This is a genomic window from Lactococcus sp. NH2-7C (genome assembly GCF_029953655.1).
GTDB classification, from domain to species: domain Bacteria; phylum Bacillota; class Bacilli; order Lactobacillales; family Streptococcaceae; genus Lactococcus; species Lactococcus lactis.
The window spans coordinates 2115222-2134179 of sequence record NZ_CP124538.1 but is presented as its reverse complement, the minus strand read 5'-3'; the positions used below and the strand labels follow the sequence as shown (position 1 = coordinate 2134179).

13 protein-coding genes and 1 other annotated feature are annotated in these 18958 nt (G+C 34.5%); of the genes, 2 read left to right on the top strand and 11 right to left on the bottom strand.

Annotated elements, in window-relative coordinates; genetic code table 11:
• Positions 1-52: 52 nt before the first annotated feature.
• Positions 53-96, bottom strand: a sequence feature (sodium ion sensor (DUF1646 type); this cis-regulatory element may regulate processes involved in with the transportation of sodium ions).
• 248 nt (positions 97-344) lie between these two features.
• A complete protein-coding gene (locus tag QJV49_RS10790; protein ID WP_225511604.1) occupies positions 345-1508 on the top strand; it encodes a DUF998 domain-containing protein in 1164 nt (387 codons plus the stop codon).
• Positions 1509-1888: 380 nt separating this feature from the next.
• On the opposite strand, the gene spx is transcribed toward QJV49_RS10790, so the two are convergent.
• Together spx and QJV49_RS10780 are read right to left on the bottom strand one after the other, a co-directional pair.
• Positions 1889-2287, bottom strand: a complete 399-nt coding sequence (spx, locus tag QJV49_RS10785) for a transcriptional regulator Spx (RefSeq protein WP_003129597.1) — start codon at positions 2285-2287, stop codon at positions 1889-1891.
• Positions 2288-2447: 160 nt separating this feature from the next.
• Positions 2448-2978 (bottom strand): hypothetical protein, encoded by a 531-nt coding sequence (locus QJV49_RS10780; RefSeq protein ID WP_003129594.1) that lies wholly within the window; start codon positions 2976-2978, stop codon positions 2448-2450.
• Between the two features lie 199 nt (positions 2979-3177).
• Between QJV49_RS10780 and QJV49_RS10775 the strand changes: the two genes are divergently transcribed.
• Positions 3178-3777: an ATP-dependent Clp protease proteolytic subunit gene (locus QJV49_RS10775; RefSeq protein ID WP_011834647.1), complete on the top strand. Its 600-nt coding sequence runs from the start codon at positions 3178-3180 to the stop codon at positions 3775-3777.
• Between the two features lie 65 nt (positions 3778-3842).
• Here QJV49_RS10775 and icd read toward each other — a convergent pair whose 3' ends face one another.
• The 9 genes from icd to pflB form a co-directional block, all read right to left on the bottom strand.
• A complete protein-coding gene (icd, locus tag QJV49_RS10770) occupies positions 3843-5081 on the bottom strand; it encodes an NADP-dependent isocitrate dehydrogenase (protein ID WP_225511603.1) in 1239 nt (412 codons plus the stop codon).
• Positions 5082-5101: 20 nt separating this feature from the next.
• Positions 5102-7648: an aconitate hydratase AcnA gene (gene acnA / locus QJV49_RS10765; protein ID WP_225511602.1), complete on the bottom strand. Its 2547-nt coding sequence runs from the start codon at positions 7646-7648 to the stop codon at positions 5102-5104.
• On the bottom strand, positions 7645-8970 hold the full coding sequence (locus tag QJV49_RS10760) for a citrate/2-methylcitrate synthase (protein ID WP_225511601.1): 1326 nt from the start codon (positions 8968-8970) through the stop codon (positions 7645-7647). Before QJV49_RS10760 ends, acnA begins: the two co-directional genes overlap by 4 nt.
• 125 nt (positions 8971-9095) lie before the next feature.
• Positions 9096-12509, bottom strand: coding sequence for a pyruvate carboxylase (locus tag QJV49_RS10755; RefSeq protein ID WP_225511600.1), 3414 nt, complete (start codon positions 12507-12509; stop codon positions 9096-9098).
• A gap of 105 nt (positions 12510-12614) precedes the next feature.
• The gene (locus tag QJV49_RS10750; protein ID WP_225511599.1) at positions 12615-13877 is read right to left on the bottom strand and encodes an FtsW/RodA/SpoVE family cell cycle protein; all 1263 of its coding nucleotides are present in this window, start codon (positions 13875-13877) and stop codon (positions 12615-12617) included.
• A gap of 339 nt (positions 13878-14216) precedes the next feature.
• Complete coding sequence (gene rpmG, locus QJV49_RS10745) at positions 14217-14363, bottom strand: 50S ribosomal protein L33 (protein WP_003129585.1); 147 nt, start codon at positions 14361-14363, stop codon at positions 14217-14219.
• Positions 14360-15577 (bottom strand): multidrug efflux MFS transporter, encoded by a 1218-nt coding sequence (locus tag QJV49_RS10740; protein WP_225511598.1) that lies wholly within the window; start codon positions 15575-15577, stop codon positions 14360-14362. The genes rpmG and QJV49_RS10740 overlap by 4 nt, the downstream gene beginning before the upstream one ends.
• Before the next feature lie 2 nt (positions 15578-15579).
• A complete protein-coding gene (gene coaE / locus QJV49_RS10735) occupies positions 15580-16239 on the bottom strand; it encodes a dephospho-CoA kinase (RefSeq protein WP_225511597.1) in 660 nt (219 codons plus the stop codon).
• Positions 16240-16371: 132 nt separating this feature from the next.
• Positions 16372-18735 (bottom strand): formate C-acetyltransferase, encoded by a 2364-nt coding sequence (pflB, locus tag QJV49_RS10730; RefSeq protein ID WP_225511596.1) that lies wholly within the window; start codon positions 18733-18735, stop codon positions 16372-16374.
• Positions 18736-18958: the final 223 nt, after the last annotated feature.

Sequence of the window (18958 nt, the reverse complement as noted above, 5' to 3'; positions counted from 1 at the left end):
ATCATCCCTTTCTAGTAAAAAAACGACAAAAAAGAGCGCAAACCTCAAAATAATCTCCTCACCCTTGGAGATATGTCTTGAAGCTTGCGCCCAACCTAGTCGTTTATTCAATTAACTATATTCTAACATTATCCATTTCGTAAGTCAATCCATTTTATATTGTTTTGACTACAACATAATATATAATTATAATAAAACTCAAATTATCCATCTATTCTCAAAACAAAAAAGTCCTAGTAGTCCCTTTAATAAGTTTAATGGTAAAATATTATTAGAATGTATGAATTTATATTATGTACAATATAAATGAATTTATTCATTATTTTAAAGTTAGAAAGAATATCATGACTAAAAATTACTTAGAAATCCCTGAAGAACTTTATAATAAATTAAGTGATTATGCAGAAAATGACCAACTATCAATCCGTCTAGAAAATCAACATATATTATTAGAAAATCCGAAAATTAATCATCCCAATAAACAAAATTTAGCTTTACATTATTTTATAGCACCTAGTTTAGCGTCTGGAATAATTGCCTTGTTTATCTTTTTAAGTACCAATCATCCACAAATCGCATTTACGGGGAGCCGCCACCTCTCTGTTGCAAGTTTGAGTATAATTCTATCAACCCTTTTTGGTTTTTTGGGCTTCATATGGACCTATCTTCTCAAGAGTTGTGACTTATCCAAATCTAAATTTAAAATTTTTAGAGAAACATTAACACTTTCGATAGCCTATACAAGTACCTCTTTCGCTGTTCAAATCATTTTTTGGTACATAATTGGCAAAACATTTAGCGGAGTAACTTTTGACCCATTTACTGCAGGGTTTCTTGTCTTAGTATTTGTTGGAATCATCTTTTATTTTCTTATTTCAGCAGCTCTTTCCGTCACTTTACCTAATCTTATTTTGCTACTCTTTACCACTTTCATAGGAGGTATTCTTGTTTCAATGGCAACAAACAATCAAAAAGATTGGTGGCAACATAACTTCAGCTTCTTAGGAACTGGTGAAGCCACACTGCACTGGCAGTTCAATATCACCTTAATATTTTCTGCTCTTATTCTTCTTACCATAACTGATTTTCTCTTTGCTGAGTTTTCTAAGAGTAGCCTTTACAATTATAAATTTAAAATAATTCGTGTTTTTTATATTCTCATAGCATTTTTGATCGCTTTCGTCGGAATTTTTCCAGCCCAATCATGGACAATGCCTATACATAATAATTCTGCATTTGGTCTGGTTGCGGTTGTTCTTATTATGATTATCTTTCTTAAATGGTTAGTTCCCACCATTTCTAAAGAATTTTTAGCATTATCTTGGACTGCTTTAATAGCATTAATTTTGTCTGCAGTTGCCATTATGGGAATTCACTATCTCTCATTAACGGTTTTTGAAATTATTGCTTTTGCTATAGCTTTTACCTGGCTCGTTATGTTTATCAATTCACTCAGGGAAATTATTCAAGAAGGAAACGAATGGCAAGTAAAGCTCCTTCAAAAGTAATTACCTCAAGCACCAGATAAGAAAAGCAAAAAGGTTGAATTTTCAGAAAATTGTGTTATAATATTTTCACAAATACATTTTGGTTGGAGGTTTATCATGGAATTTAAAAGTCTACTACTCCTTTCACTTGCTGCAGTTTCTGCAGTTGATCCATACTTACCCACAATTTTTATTTCAGCCACAACACTTGATGATATTGAATTTGAAGGATAACAATAACCATAAAATATTTTTTTAATTCATTTTCTTTTATTATCCAATAACAATTACTATGCACTCAACAAAAAACCATTGTTCCTTTCTGGCAGTGGTTTTTTTCAACAAAAAAAGACGCAAATGCGTCTATAAAAATTCCAATAAATGAATATTTTAATTATGAATTAAATTGCTGAACGCAAACGAGCGCCACCATTTTCTAAAACACGAACTGTACGAGGTAAAAAAGCACGAATTTCCTCTTCATTATATCCAACATGAAGACGTTTTTCATCCATAATAATTGGACGACGCATGATTTGTGGATTTTCAGAAATAATTTTAATTGCTTGTGAAAGTGAAATATCTTCAAAATCAACACCCAAAGTCTTCACAAAGCGATTTCTACTTGAAATTAATCCTTCAACACCATCGTCACATTTTTGTAGAATTTGACTAATCTCTGTTGTTGATAAAGGATCCGCGATGAGATTTCTTTCGTTAAATGGGATGTGGTGATATGAAAGCCAAGTTTTAGCCTTTTTACAGCTCGTACAAGAGGGTGCTGTATAGATTGTGATCATCGTCTCTCCTTCGTGTATATTTATTTATCTAATAGTATTAAACATCAATGATTGTACAATTATACCATATTTATAGACTTAAAAAAAGGCCTTTTCAAAATTTTTTCACAAATTTTTTCAATAAAAAAAACCACTGAAATCAGTAGCTTTTTTCACTGCTTTAGATATTATAATGTTGCTTCTTCAACATTGATGGATAAACATTTTTAGCCTTTTGTAACTCCCGTTTTTTTGCCTCAATATCATCAGTAATTTCGACAGAAAAATTCTCAAAAATTGTACGAGACTCTTTGAAAATGTAGCCCCCATTTTTCAAGTCCTGTTCGTCATCAAATACAGCTAAATGATGAGAAAGCTTTTTGAAAAATGTATTCAAAAAATAAGTTGGAATATATAAATTATACATTGAAGTGTAGTTCTTCAAAAAATTATAATCGTAAAAAGGAACTTTTACATCACTTTGAGGATTAATTAATTCTTTATCACTCCCAGTAATTGGGCGATTAAGAATTTCAATCACTTTTTGATTAAGTGTGTTACGAACTTCAATTTCACGAAGTAATTTTTCAATTGTTAACCGTTTCTTATAACGATTTTCATCGTAAATTTTGTAAATGTAGATGCCTGCAACCATTAGCCACGCGCCAATAATCAGACCAAAAATCATTGCAATAATAAGTTCTGTATTCATGTCATAATTATAACAAATTTGAAAGCGTTAAGAAAGTTTAAACTCTTTTTTTATCAAGTTTTAGGAAAAGTCATAAAAAAAAAAGACAATATTCTTTGACCTTTTTTGACCAATGAGTTATAATATAGAAAAATAAACAAATGAATTCAATTTTATCTAAAATTAAATTCATATCTTATTTATAAAGGAGATTCAATCTATGGGATATTTAGTACCTACCGTTATTGAACAATCAAGCCGTGGCGAACGTGCTTATGATATTTATTCACGACTTTTAAAAGACCGCATTATCATGCTGACAGGACCTGTTGAAGATGGTATGGCAAATTCTATCATTGCTCAACTTCTTTTCTTGGACGCACAAGATAATACTAAAGATATTTATCTCTACGTAAATACACCTGGTGGTTCTGTATCTGCCGGTCTTGCCATTGTTGATACAATGAATTTTATTAAATCAGATGTTCAAACTATCGTTATGGGAATGGCTGCTTCTATGGGCACAATCATTGCTTCAAGCGGAACAAAAGGCAAACGATTCATGTTGCCAAATGCTGAGTATCTGATTCATCAACCAATGGGTGGTGCAGGTCAAGGAACTCAACAAACTGATATGGCTATTGTTGCTGAGCAACTTTTGAAAACTCGTAAACGTCTGGAACAAATCCTTGCTGATAATTCTAATCGTTCACTTGAACAAATTCATAAAGATGCTGAACGTGACCATTGGATGGATGCCAAAGAAACTTTGGAATATGGTTTTATCGATGAAATTATGGAAAATAATTCCTTAAAATAATGATGTAAATTTTAAAAGCCCTGATTTTAGGGCTTTTTTGTTTTTCTGATTATCAATATAATTTTTTAATATGTTTTTATAAAATCAATCAAAGCATCGGAAAATTTTGAAGTTGAAAATTTTCCACCTAAATCAGCTGTCAAATTTCCATTACTGAATGAAAACGAAAGAGCAAGCTTGATTAATTCAGCTACCTCTTGCCAACCTAAATACTCAAACATCATCACTCCAGATAAAATTAAACTAGAAGGATTTGCTATATTTTTTCCAGCGATATCTGGGGCTGTTCCATGAGTTGCTTCAAATATAGCATGTCCACTTTTATAATTAATATTCGCACCTGGTGCAATTCCAATTCCTCCAACCTGCGCGGCTAGTGCATCTGAAATATAATCACCATTTAGATTAAGAGTGGCAATTACTTCAAAATTGTCAGGATTTAAAATTATCTGTTGTAGAAAGTTGTCAGCAATTATATCATCTACATAAATTTTTCCTGATTTTAATGCTGCTTTTTTCTCATTTTCAGCTTGTCCACTTCCTCTTTCATTTTTGATTTTATCGTATTCTAGTTTTGTAAAAGTTGGGTACTCCTTTGCAACCTCATAGGCCCAATTTCTAAATCCTCCTTCAGTAAATTTCATAATATTTCCCTTATGAACAAAGGTCACTCGTTTTTTGTTCATTTTCAGAGCGTACTCAAAAGCCGCATTAACCAACCGTTTACTTCCTTCAGGACTAACAGGTTTTATGCCTAGTGCTGAAGTTTCTGGAAAGCGAATAGAATGGACATTCAATTCTTTTTTTAAAAATTTTAATAAGCTGTGAGACTCATTTGTTTCACTAGCAAATTCAATACCTGCATAAATATCTTCTGTATTTTCTCGAAAAATTGTCATGTCAACTTTTTCTGGCGCTTTAACTGGGGATTTTATTCCTTTAAAATATTCAACTGGTCTTACGCAAGCATATAAATCCATTTTTTGTCTTAAAGTAACATTAATTGAACGAAAGCTTTCACCGACCGGGGTCATTAGTGGTCCCTTTATCGCAATTAAATTTTCATTAATATGAGCGAGAGTTTCTTTGGGCAGATATTCTCCACAAGTCTCAAATGCTTCTCCTCCTGCCAATAATTTTTGCCATTCTATTTTCTTTTTTTGACCATAAATTTTTAGAACCGCAGCATCAAAAACTTTTTGCGCCTGAGGAAAAATATCTTCGCCAACACCATCTCCTCTAATATAACCAATTGCTGGATAATCTGGCACAACTAATTTTCCATTTTTCATCTCAATTTTCATAATAATTTTCACCTATTTTTTTATTTTTTGCGAATCACATAAGGCATTATACCGTCATTAGCATAGTAATCTAAATCCGCCTGAGAATCAAAGCGTAAAAGAACCTCAAAGTTTTTTTCGGCAGTACTTACAGTAATTTTTTCATGAATTTTGGGATTTTCTGGTAGCTCTATAGAAAAACTTTCATAACCACTTAATCCTAAAGTTTCTGCATTTTCATTATCTAAAAACTGCAGGGGAAGAACACCCATCATGACGAGATTACTTCGATGAATACGTTCAAAACTCTCAGCAATTACAGCCTTGACTCCAAGTAATTTTGTTCCCTTGGCCGCCCAGTCTCGACTGGAACCCATTCCATAATCCTTACCAGCAAGAACAATTAATCCTTGTCCTTGTTCTTTATATTTTTTAGCTACCTCATAAATAGGTAATGTTTCATTATTGAATAGAGAATAGCCTCCCTCAAGAGGAGCAACAAGCTGATTTTTGATACGAATATTAGCAAATGTTCCTCTTGTCATTACTTTATCATTTCCTCGTCTTGACCCAAAACTATTAAAATCCTTATAAGCAAGACCTCGAGAACTTAGATAATCCCCAGCTGGGGATCTTAAAGGGATATTCCCTGCTGGACTAATATGGTCAGTTGTGATAGAATCACTAAATTTTGCTAAAACATGTAAATTTGAAAGTGAGGCTATCGGTTTATTTATCATAGTTAAGTTTTCAAAGTATGGTGGATTAGAAATATAGGTAGATTCAGATTTCCAGTCATAAACTTCACTTTTCTTTGTTTTGATATTATTCCAGACTGTATTTTCATCAAAAACCTTAGCATAACTTTCAGCATATAAATCACTTGTTACGTATTTTTGCACTAAATCATTCACTTCATCAGAAGTTGGCAGAATATCTTTCAAATATACCTTTTCACCTTCTAGATTAGTCCCCAAAGCAACAGTTGTTAGATTTTTAAGAACAGAACCCGCTAAAGCATACGCAACTACTAATGGAGGACTTGCTAGATAGTTCGCCTTCACTAATGGATGAATTCGACCTTCAAAATTTCGATTGCCACTCAAAACACTCGTTGCAATCAGTTCTTTATTTCTAATCTCTGTTTCCATTTCACTTAAAAGTGGCCCTGAGTTACCTATACAGGTTGTACAGCCATATCCTACTACATAAAATCCCAACGTTTCAAGATAAGGAAGGAGACCCGCTTTCTCTAAATAAGAGGTAACAACTTTTGAACCAGGAGCTAATGAAGTTTTAACCCAGCTAGGAACCGTAAGCCCTTGTTCTACTGCATTTTTTGCAAGTAATCCTGCCATCATCATAACATGTGGATTACTCGTATTGGTACAACTTGTAATAGCGGCAATTGCAATTTTTCCATCCTCTTCTTTCAGAGGCCTTTGTTTTTTAGCAAAGTCTTCAAAGTTATTTGCTAACTCAGACAATTCAAGCATATCTTGGGGACGAGAGGGACCTGATAATCGTGTTGCTACTTCACTTAAATCAACATTAATCGTCTTATTGTAGTATGGTTCATGTTTTTCATCATAAAATAACTTATTTGCCTTTGCATAAGTTTCTACTCTCTCAACCAATTCCTCAGAACGATTTGTCGCCCGAAGATATTTCAAAGTTTCATTATCAATCGGAAAATATCCACAGGTGGCACCATACTCAGGAGCCATGTTTGAAATTGTCGCTCTATCTGCTAAACTTAAATTTTTTAGTCCTTCTCCAAAAAATTCAACGAATTTTCCTACCACTTTTTCATCTCGTAAAATTTTTGTGATTGTCAAAGCTAAATCTGTTGCAGTAGCAAATGCTCCTAACTTACCTATTAATCTTACTCCTACTACTTCTGGAACAGTCAATGAACTAGGCTCCCCGAGCATCACCGCTTCAGCTTCAATTCCTCCTACTCCCCAACCAAGAACACCAAGGGCATTAATCATTGTTGTATGACTATCTGTACCAAAAACACTATCTGGATATAAAACGCCATTTTTTTCGGAAATTACTTCACTTAAATATTCAATATTAACTTGATGAATAATACCTGTTGCTGGAGGGACTACTCTAAAGTTATCAAAAGATTGTTCTGCCCATTTTAAAAATTCGTAACGTTCACGATTACGTTCAAATTCTTTTTTTGAATTTAACAGAAAAGCTTCTTCATTTCCTTGAAAATCTACTTGAACAGAATGGTCAATTACCAAATCCACTGGAATTTCTGGGTTAATTAATTCAGGATTCTTTCCTAATTCAACCATTGCGTCTCTCATTGCTGCAAGGTCAACAATAGCTGGAACTCCTGTGAAATCCTGAAGAACAACACGGCTTGGTAAGAAAACTGTTTCTTGACCAACTTCTCCTTTTAAATAATCTTTAACGGATTGAATATGCGCCTGATTAATATTCTCATCATTTTTCTGTCTAATCAAACTTTCTAAAAGGACTCGTAAACTATATGGAAAATCTTCAATTCTTTCAGTTTCTGAGATATCATAATAATGGTATATTTTATTAGAAATATTTATTTTTTTCATCTTTCCCCCAACTTTATATAGTTTTTTGATTCTAAGACACTTTCATAGGCTGGACGGATAATCTTATTCATATTAATTAGTTCTTCAATACGATGTGCTAACCAACCTACAATTCTAGCAATCGCAAATAATGGAGTAAATAATTCTTGTGGAATTCCTAATATTTTATAGACAAAGCCAGAGTAAAAATCAACATTTGGACAAATCGTTTTATATATTTTTCGATTTTCCGATATTACTTTCGGAGCTAGACTTGCAACTTTTTCATATAACTTGAATTCCTCTTCCAATCCTTTTTCTTTTACTAAAGTCTCTACATAGGATTTAAAAACCTCAAATCGTGGGTCGCTTACACTATAAATGGCGTGACCAATACCATAAATTAATCCTTGCTTATCAAAAACTTCTTTATTTAAGATTTTATGGAGATACTTTTCTATTTCAGCGTCATCTTCATAATTAGAAATATTTTCTTTTAAATTTTCTAACATTTTTGCTGCCTTAATATTAGCCCCACCGTGTTTAGGCCCTTTTAAACTGGAAAGGGCAGCAGCAATTGTAGCATAAGTATCTGTTCCACTTGAGGTGACCACATGAGTCGTAAAAGTCGAATTGTTACCTCCACCATGTTCCATATGAAGAATCAAGGCAATATCTAATACTTTAGCCTCTATCTCTGTGTAATGGCAGTCTGGGCGAAGCATTCGTAAAATATTCTCAGCGGTCGTCATTTTTGGATCAGGATAATGGATATAAAGACTTTCTTTTTTAAAATAATGAACATAAGATTGGTAACTGTAAATCGCAAGAAGTGGAAAATCAGCAATAAGTCCCAAAGATTGTTCTAAAACATTTTCAATCGAGATATCTGAAACTTTCTCATCGTAACTAGCAAGAGCTAGTATACAACGGCTCATCGAATTCATCACGTCACTTGAAGGGTTGGTTAAAATAGTTTCACGGACAAAAAATTCTGGTAGAGTTCTCCTACTGGCTAAAAGGTTTTGAAATTCCTGAAGTTCATTTGCCGTGGGAAGTTCTCCAAATAACAATAGATAAGTCATCTCTTCAAAACCAAAACGATTTTCTTTTCTTAAATCATTGATAATATCTTTAATATTATAAGCTCTATATTCTAAAATACCGGGAATTTGATTTCCTTCTTTATCAAAAGAATGTATCGCCGAAATATTGGTTAAACCCGCTAAAACTCCTTTCCCATTAATATCTCTTAAACCTTTTTTAACATTGTACTTTTTGTAAAATTCACTAGGAATTTGTGAATTTTTAATCATTTTTCCTTCTTTACTTAATAAATTCATAAAAACCTCCATCTATTTCATTATTATACACTTTTTATTTCGAAAATTATATATTTTCTGAAAATTTAAATATTAATTTTTAATAAAATAAAAAAACCTACCCAAAAGGTAGGTTTGAATTGATATTAATTAATTTCAATTAATAGATCTTGAGTTTGAATTGCTTCACCTTTAATCACGTGAAGAGCAACAATTTCACCATCAAATGGTGCTTCAATAGTTGTTTCCATTTTCATGGCTTCAGTAACCATCAAGGCTTGGCCTTTTTGAACTTTGTCACCAGCTTTAACTAAAATTTCAAGAACAGAACCTGGCATAGTAGCTCCAATTTGGTTTGGATTTCCTGTTTCAGCTTTGCGTTTAGCCACAACTTGAGTTTGTACAGATTGGTCATTAATTACGACTTCTCTACGTTGACCATTTAGGTTAAAGAAGAGAACACGATTTCCAGCGAGGTCAGGTTCCCCTATTTCATCTAAACGAATGCTGAGTGTTTTACCTTTTTCAATTTGTACTTCAATTTTTTCATTGAGACGCATTCCATGTAAGAAAGTAGGAGTATCAAGTAGTGTAACTGCTCCAAATTCTCTTTGCATTTTTTGATAATCAAGGAAAACTTGTGGATACATGATATATGAGATGACTTCGTGATCTCCTGGTTCATAGCCAATTTTTTGTTCTAGGTCAGCTTTAACAGTTTCAAAATTAACTTTTTCTGCATGTAATCCTGGACGGTCAGTAATGACAGATTTATCTTTTACGATAATTTTTTGTAATTTTTCTGGGAAGCCACCCACTGGTTGTCCTAAATCTCCACGGAAGAATGAAACTACAGATTCTGGGAAATTAAGTTCGTTACCACGCGCATAAACATCTTCTTCTGTTAAATCATTTTGAATCATAAAGAGAGCCATATCTCCAACCACTTTTGAAGAAGGAGTTACTTTAATAATATCTCCAAACATCATATTAACTTTACGATACATTTGTTTGATTTCATCAAAACGATGCCCAAGACCAACTGCTGCTGCCTGAGATTTTAGGTTAGTGTATTGACCACCAGGCATTTCATGCATGTAAACTTCTGTCTGAGGACTTGTAATACCAGCTTCAAATGGTGCGTAATATTTACGCACATCTTCCCAATAATGGTCGATTTGTTCAGCATTTTTTACATTAATTGAGGCATGGCGAGGACCGTGTTCAAGTGCATAGTAAATAGATTGCATTGATGGTTGAGATGTTCCACCAGCAAGACTCGCTGTTGCTACGTCAATAATGTCTACACCTGCTTGAGTGGCACCAGAATATGTAATAATTCCATTTCCTGAAGTATCGTGTGTATGCAAATGAATTGGCAAATCAACGGTATCTTTTAATTCTGAAATCAAACGATAGGCAGCTTGAGGTTTCAATAAACCTGCCATATCTTTAACTGCCAAGATATGAGCACCTGTTGCTTCTAATTCTTTTGCTAAGTCTTTATAGTATTGAATATTATATTTTGGTCGGCTTGGGTCTAAGATATCTCCCGTATAACAAATGGTTGCTTCTGCAATTTTTCCATTATCGCGAACGGCTTGAATGGATTTTTCCATTTGTGGTAACCAGTTGAGACTATCAAAGATACGGAAAACATCGATACCTTCATGCGCCGCTACTCGGATAAATTCTTCAATTACATTATCTGGATAGTTTTGGTAGCCAACTGCATTTGAACCACGGAAGAGCATTTGGAACATGGTATTTGGCATGAGTTTACGTAGTTTACGCAGACGATACCATGGTGATTCATTCAAGAAACGATAAGCCACATCAAAGGTTGCACCACCCCACATTTCAGCTGAGAAAAGTTCTGGTAGTCCTTGGTCAATTGCTTGGGCAATTCCTTTCATATCTTGTAAACGTAATCGAGTAGCTAGGAGGGATTGGTGAGCATCACGTAAAGTTGTATCTGTTAATAATACTTCTTTTGTATTTTTAACATAATCAACAACGGCATCAGCACCTTGGTCATCTAAGATATTTTTGGCTGTCTTTTTCTTTTCAAGATTAAGAAGAGGTTGACGTGGTTCTTCAAAATGACGTTTTTCAGTATTTTCAATTCCTGGGAAGCCATTAACTGTAATCATTGATAAATAATGCAGCGTTTTTGTTCCACGGTCACGTAAGCGTGGGAAGTTGAACAGACTTGGTGTATTATCAATAAAGGTTGTGGTTGCTTGACCACTTGTGAAGTTTTCATTAGCAATCACATTAATCAAGAAAGGAATATTTGTTTTGACACCACGAATACGGAATTCATGGAGAACCCGGTCCATTTTTCTTACGCTATCACTAAATTCATTGGCAAAGGTACAAACTTTTACTAAAAGTGAATCAAAATATGGAGTTACTTCATATCCAGCATAGGCATTTCCGACATCTAAACGTACACCAAAACCACCTGGTGAACGGTAGGTATCAATTTTCCCCGTGTCTGGCAAGAATCCATTTTGCGGATCTTCTGTTGTGATTCGACATTGAATTGCTGAACCTAAAAGCGGAATTTCAGACTGTGTTGGAAGTCCAATTTCAGTATGTAAGTCTTTCCCTTGAGCAATCAAGATTTGAGCTTGGACAATATCTACACCTGTGATAAGTTCCGTAATCGTATGTTCAACTTGTACACGTGGATTTACTTCGATAAAATAAAATTTATCATCTTTAACGAGAAACTCAACTGTACCTGCATTAATATAGCCAACATTTTTACAAAGTTTAACTGCCGCTTCACATATTTCGTTACGGAACTCTGGTGAAAGTCCTACGGCTGGCGCAATTTCAATGACTTTTTGATTACGCCGTTGTACTGAACAGTCACGTTCGTGCAGGTGAACAATATTTCCGTGGCTATCTCCAAGAATTTGAACTTCGATATGTTTAGGATTTTCAATATATTTTTCAACATAGATTTCACCAGAACCGAAAGCTCCGATTGCTTCTGATTTTGCTCGAGCATATCCATCACGCATCTCATTTTCATTACGCGCAACTCTCATTCCACGGCCACCGCCACCTAATGCCGCCTTAATCATAACTGGATAACCGTATGTTTTAGCAAACTCTAAAGCACCGTCGATATCTACTGCCCCATTTGTTCCGGGAATTCCTGGCACTTTTGCTTCATCGGCAGCTGCTTTAGCTTTGATTTTATCACCGAAAATATCCAAATGATGAAGTTCAGGACCCACAAATACTAGTCCTGCTGCACGAACTTTGGTTGCAAATTCAAGATTTTCAGATAAGAGTCCATAACCTGGATGAATGGCATCTGCTCCTGACTCAAGGGCAACACGAATGATATCATCAATATCCAAATAAGCATCAATTGGTTTTTTTCCTTGACCGATTAGATAAGATTCATCTGCTTTAAAACGATGAACAGAATATTCATCTTCTCTTGCGTAGACGGCTACTGTAGAAAGTCCGAGTTCATTACAGGCACGAAAGACACGAACGGCGATTTCTCCACGATTGGCGACGAGTAGTTTTTTCATTTTGACTCCTTAATGAGGCTTGCTTGGAAAGGTATTTATCAATACCTTTCACTCTTTCATATATTATAAAAAATCTTTTATACACTTTTAAACGACTGACATTTGTCAATCGTTTTCATAATTTGGGACACTACTACTATAGTGATTAGAGAGTTCAGAAACTTCTCTTCGTTTCTCATCAGCTGAAATATTTAAAGCAAAGGCAATTCCTAGCGATAAAACAAGGAAGGAGGAACCACCTTGTGATAGAAAGGGAAAGGTTACTCCTGTTTCTGGAATAATCCCAATCGCTCCACCCACATTGACAAATACTTGAACTAGTAATAAACCAGAGACTCCAATCATAATTAGTGAATTAAAAGCACTCTTAGCACGAATTCCAACAATTAACATTCTACTTATCAAGAAAAAGAGGATAGCAAGAATAATAATTCCACCAATGATCCCTAATTCTTCTACGACAATTGGAAAGATAAAGTCAGTTTGAGCTTCTGGTAAGAAACCATTTTTTTGAATTGAATTTCCCAAACCACGACCTGTCCAACCACCATTAACTATAGCATAGTATGAATTAGCTAGCTGGTGTCCAGAATTGGCTAAATCTGTGAAAGGATTGACGAAAGCTTCAAATCGTTTATTAATATAAGCGATGGGTAAGAAACTTGGAATGATATTTCCACCTACAATGAAAAGAAATCCTAAGAAAATGGCCATCAAAGATAGAATTAATTTTGAATAGCCGGAATACCAACGCCAAGATATACCGCTGGCTCCAATCATTATCAAAGCAACTGCAGCAATAATCAAAGTATTACCTAGGTCAGGCATGATAAGGTCAACCAATAAAATGGCAACTACGGGTAATCGCCAACCACCAAACAGTTTCTGAAAGAGCGTCTTTCCTTTAAAAATCTCATTTATATCACGTTTTTCAATTTCTTCTTGTTTTGTTGAAAAAACTGAGGCTAAATACCAGATAATAAAAACTTTGGCAAATTCTGCTGGCTGCACCGTTCCGATTCCTGGAATATGAATCCAACCTCTTGCTCCATTTACGGGTGCTGTCAGAGCAAAACTGGAAGGCATTATTCTACAAAATATTAATGACAGAATCAAAATAACCATTATTGTTCCTATCATTTTTCTATTCTTAAGGGCTCTAAGTTTCAGACGGTAAATCACTGCAATCATAATGAGACTCAATAATACGAATGCTGTTTGGTTAATTACTAATTTATAAGGATTTAATCCTTTTTGTAACTGATCAGGAACCGTGGTTGAAAAAACCATTACAATACCAATTCCTGCAAGAATTAGGTATGGAATCAATATAGAGTAGTTTAAAAAATTATTCTTATTTAAATTCATTATCTTTTTTTCCTCATTCATATTATTATAGCATGAGTTGAATAATTTATAAAGATTTTCAAAGTGCTTATAAGTTTCTACCACCCAAAGATAAGGTATTTCCGAATATATTTTTTAAACTGAATTTTTTCTTTTATAAATAGTCCACAAAATTATGATTAAAATTTTTTTCTGTCTCCATCAACTGCTATTATAATGAAAAAATAATGTCTTTTTTTGCATAAAACACCTCTAATGAAATATTGTTTACTTTATTATATAATATTATCACAATTCTTAATAAGTGTACATAGTAAAAACTTATTATAAATAAAAAAACAGCAAGATAATTCTTGCTGTCTAACCTTCACGATGAAGTGTAACAATTCGTTCTTTGGGACAAAACTTCATTGTTTCAACTTTTTCCGGATGGGTTGCTTTATTTTTACTACTAATATAATTTTTATTCCCACAAGAACTACAAATTAATGTGATTTTTACTCTCATTCCATAATACTCCGTTTCCGCAGATATTTTCGGAAATTAATAAAGGACCAAATAATATTAACAATGACAAAAAGACTTGTCCCTACAATTGCTGCTCGATAACTGATATAACCTGCAATTGCTGATCCGACCAATGGACCTGTTACCATTCCTAAATTAGAGCACATTTGTGCGTAAGCAAAAATTCTGCTGACACCTTCTTTGGGGGTAATTTTTGAAAGTAAAGAATTTACTGACGGCATCAAGGCACCAGTTCCAAATCCAAGAAGGAAGCGTAATATCCCAAGTTGGAGCGGACTTTGCACAAAAGCCATGGGTAAATAAATAATAAATGTAAAAACAAGCCCAATCAAAATTAAACGATGCGAACCGTATTTATCTCCCAAGCGTCCTAGAAAACTTGATGATAACATTGCTGATAATCCAACTGCTGACACAATTAGACCTGAAATAAACATCAAATTATTCGTGCTTGTCGTCAACGTTTTGATATACAGGGTCACAAATGGTTCAATGGATTGCGAGGTGATTTGAATAATAAATGTTGTAACTAATAATCCAAAAAGAATTTGTTTGTTACTGACTTTATTGATAATTTCTTTACTAGATAACATTTCACCTTTAGCAATCGGTTCAAAGTTTTCATGAACAAAGAAAATGGTCAGTAAAGTTGCTAAGGCTAACAGAGCGCCGACAATCAAAAAAACATTTGCCATGCCAAACCACTCAGCTAATAACCCACCAACTGAAGGACCAATCAGTGTTCCAGAAACCATTGCCGTTGCTAATGTTCCCAGGGCATAGCCTGATTTATCTTTTGGAGCTTGTGAAGCAATCATTGCTGTTGAGTTAGGGATATAGCCTGAGAAAAATCCCATTAGCAAACGTAATCCAAGTAACCACCAAACATTAGGGACAAAAGCTATTCCTCCCATTGTTAGGGTCATGACGATACTGGCACGTACCATCATCACTTTACGCCCATGCTCATCAGCTAGACGTCCCCAAATGGGGGCAACTAAACCTGAAGCTAAGGCTGGCAAAGAAAAAGCTAACCCTGAGTAAAGTTCAACATTCCCACCGCTTACGCCCAGTCCTTGAATATACAAGGGGAGAAAGGGCATGACGAGTGAAAATGATGAACCTACAAAAAAGCAGCCAATCCATGTTATAAATAAATTCCTTTTCCAATTAACTGTTTTCGTGCGATTCACCTCTATTTCTGTTCTTCTATCCTAGCTAGTTCTCGCTGGATTTGTTTTTTTAGTGCTTCAATCGTTCCAGAATTATCCAGAATGACATCAGCGACTTTTTGTTTTTCTGACAATGGCATTTGTGAGGAAATTCGTTTTTTAGCTTCTTCTTCCGTAAACTTATTTCTTGCCATCAGTCTTTCTAATTGTATTTTTTCAGGTAAGCTGACCAACCATATTTCATCAAAGCCGGTATAATTGTATTCAATTAATAACGGAATATCCATAAATATTGGCTTATTTACTGACAGATTTTTTCCTTGACTCTTTGAATTAAAATTTTTACTGACAGACTTGTCAGTCATTTTTTTTAATAAGTCATCTCGTCTATCATATAATTCTGTACGAATAATTTCATCTTGTAAGTTTGATAATTTCTCACGCTGCTTTGGATCAGAAAAAACTAAAGCTCCTAATTTTTCGCGATTTAACTGTCCATTGTCAGCAATAAAATCTAAACCGTAAGTTTCTACTATTGCCTTGTAAAGTTTTCCACCAGGTTCTTGTAATTGACGGACAACTTTGTCAGCATCAATCACTTGATAACCCTCAGAAATCAAAAAATCAACCACCGTTGATTTCCCACTCGCAATTCCACCTGTCAATCCAATTACCATTTTCATTCATCTATTTTAGCATAAAAATTAATTTTCTTAAACTAAAAACAATAGTTTTTAACTATTATGATTAATTTTTTCGTAAAAAAAGTCTGTCAGTAAAACTGACAGACCAAATATTCATTAATTTTTTAAGAATTAGATGTTTGAAGTGTGCATTACTTCTTCATCATCGTTTGAAAGAACTTCATGGAAGACACGTTCAGTTAATTCTTGTTTTTGTTCTGGTGTGAGGTATTTAGTATTAACACAGTAACCAGAGATACGAACGATAACATCTTCACCGCGCATGATTTTATCATAAACATCTTTAAGATCCATTACGTTCAAGTTAACGTGTTGACCTGCAAATTCAGTACCATTAATCAAAGCACCCGGTGTGAAGTATCCATCAAGAATTTGAACCAAATTATCCACTTGTTCATCGCGAGTTTTACCAAGTGCACGAGGTGAAACTTGAGTAGTCAATGAAATACCATCATTTGCATCTTTGAATTCCAATTTAGCCAATGAGCGAAGGTTTTGCAACCAACCACCTTTAGCTTTATTAGATGGGTTAGCACCTGGTGAGAAGAATTCAAGTTTAGATTTGTTTACTGTACCATCTTCATTGAGGAATACCCCTTTGTGTACTGGAGAATTACCAGTTTGTTTAGAGTAAGCAACGTTAGATGTAATTGTCAAAAGTGAAACAGTAGCTTCTGCATTTTTGTAAAGTTTGTGTGAAGCTAATTTTTCATGGTACATTTTCATGACAAGTTTAGCAATATCATCAGCACGATCATCATCTTCACCATAACGAGGGAAATCACCTTCTACTTCATAATCGTAGATATAGCCATTTTCATCACGCAATGTTTTAACTTTAGCATATTTAATTGCTGAAAGCGAATCAACTGTATTTGCGAATCCACAGATACCAAATCCCATGTTAGCACGAACTTTAGTAGGCAAGAATGCCATTTGAACTGCTTCATAGTTGTATTTATCAGTCATGTAATGAATGATATTCATTGCATCAACATAAGTATCAGTCAACCAGTTGAGAGATTTATCAAAGTTTTCCATAACTGTATCATAGTCAAGGATTTCGTCACGAACAGGTTCAATGTCGAATACTTTATAATCTTTATGAACGTCATCATAACCACCGTTCAAACCAGTCAACATTGCTTTCAAGACGTTAACACGCGCACCAAAGTATTGGAGGTTATGACGTCCTTCTTCATTTTCTGGATCAAGTGGTGAAACACAACAAGAGATACATGACATTTCGCCATATCCATCCTTAGCCATTGTTTCAACACCTTCATATTGGATAGATGAGTGTTTGTGGCTCATAGACATTGCGTAACGTTTGAATGAGTAAGGGAGTTTAGAATCCCAAAGAACTGTCAAGTTTGGTTCTGGAGCATTTCCGATTGTATCAAGGGTGTTCAAGAAACGGTAGTCCATTTTAGTGACACGGTGACGTCCATCATTCCCCATACCAGCCATAGATGTTGTGATGAATGTTGGGTCACCAGAATAAAGTTCATCATAAGCAGCTGCACGAGCGAATTTCATTGTACGAAGTTTCAAAACGAAATCATCAACAAATTCTTGAATTTCTTGTTCAGTAAATGTTCCACGAGCAAGGTCACGTTCTGCAAAGATATCAAGAACGATTGGAACACGTCCAAGTGAAGTTGCAGCTCCATTAATAACACGACATACAGCCATATATGCGATATTAACCCATTGAATTGCTTCTTTTACGTTCATAGCTGGACGTGAAACATCAAGACCATACAAAGCACCAAAGTTTACAACTTGTTGCAAAGCTTGGTATTGCATGTTAATTTCTTCTTTTAAACGGATATTTTCATCGTTAATCTCAGTGATTGCATCCCATTCTTTTGCTTTTTCCTTCATGAGGTAATCAGCACCGTAAAGTGCAAGACGAGCATAAACACCAATGATACGTCCACGCGAGTATGCATCTGGTAAACCCGTTACCGTATGAGCGTGACGCGCTTTACGAATCGCTGAAGTATAAGCACGGAAGATTCCATCATTTACAGAAGTCATTGTTTGTGATAAAACATCATGCAAACCTGGGTCAACTGAAAGACCATGTTCTGTCAAAATCTTTTCAGCCACACGAAGTCCACCTTTAGGCATGAAATTCAAGCGGAAAAGTTCACTGTTTTGCATCCCATAGATGAGTTCAAGTTCTTTATCATTAGCATCGATATATCCGGCAGGGATTTTATCAATAGAGGTTACGCGGTCAGTATCGAAGGGAAAACCAACTTCTTCATAGTGAGCTTTCGTGTCTTCAATAATTTTCTTTACTTTAAGTGTACGTTCTGTTGGCCCAGCAAGAAAGCTTTCATCACCATCATATGGTTTGTAGTTTTCTTGTACAAAGCGAGTAACGCTTGCTTTATCACGCCAGTTGGTTCCTTTAAAACCATCCCAAGCTTGTTCAAAGATATTTTCCGTAACTTCGGTTTTCATTTTGAAATCTCCTTTGTTCTTTCTGTTTCAAATTACAACTTCATTATATCATACAGTTTGAGAATAGCAAACAGAATTCAAGAGAAATTACAGATTCTTTACTAATACAGTTCCAATTATTTTAATATCTGTTATACTTTTTTAAAACGTTTTCAAAAACAATTCACAAAATAGTTTTAACAAACATTGCTAACTTGGTAATCTGCAATCCTTAATTATTTTT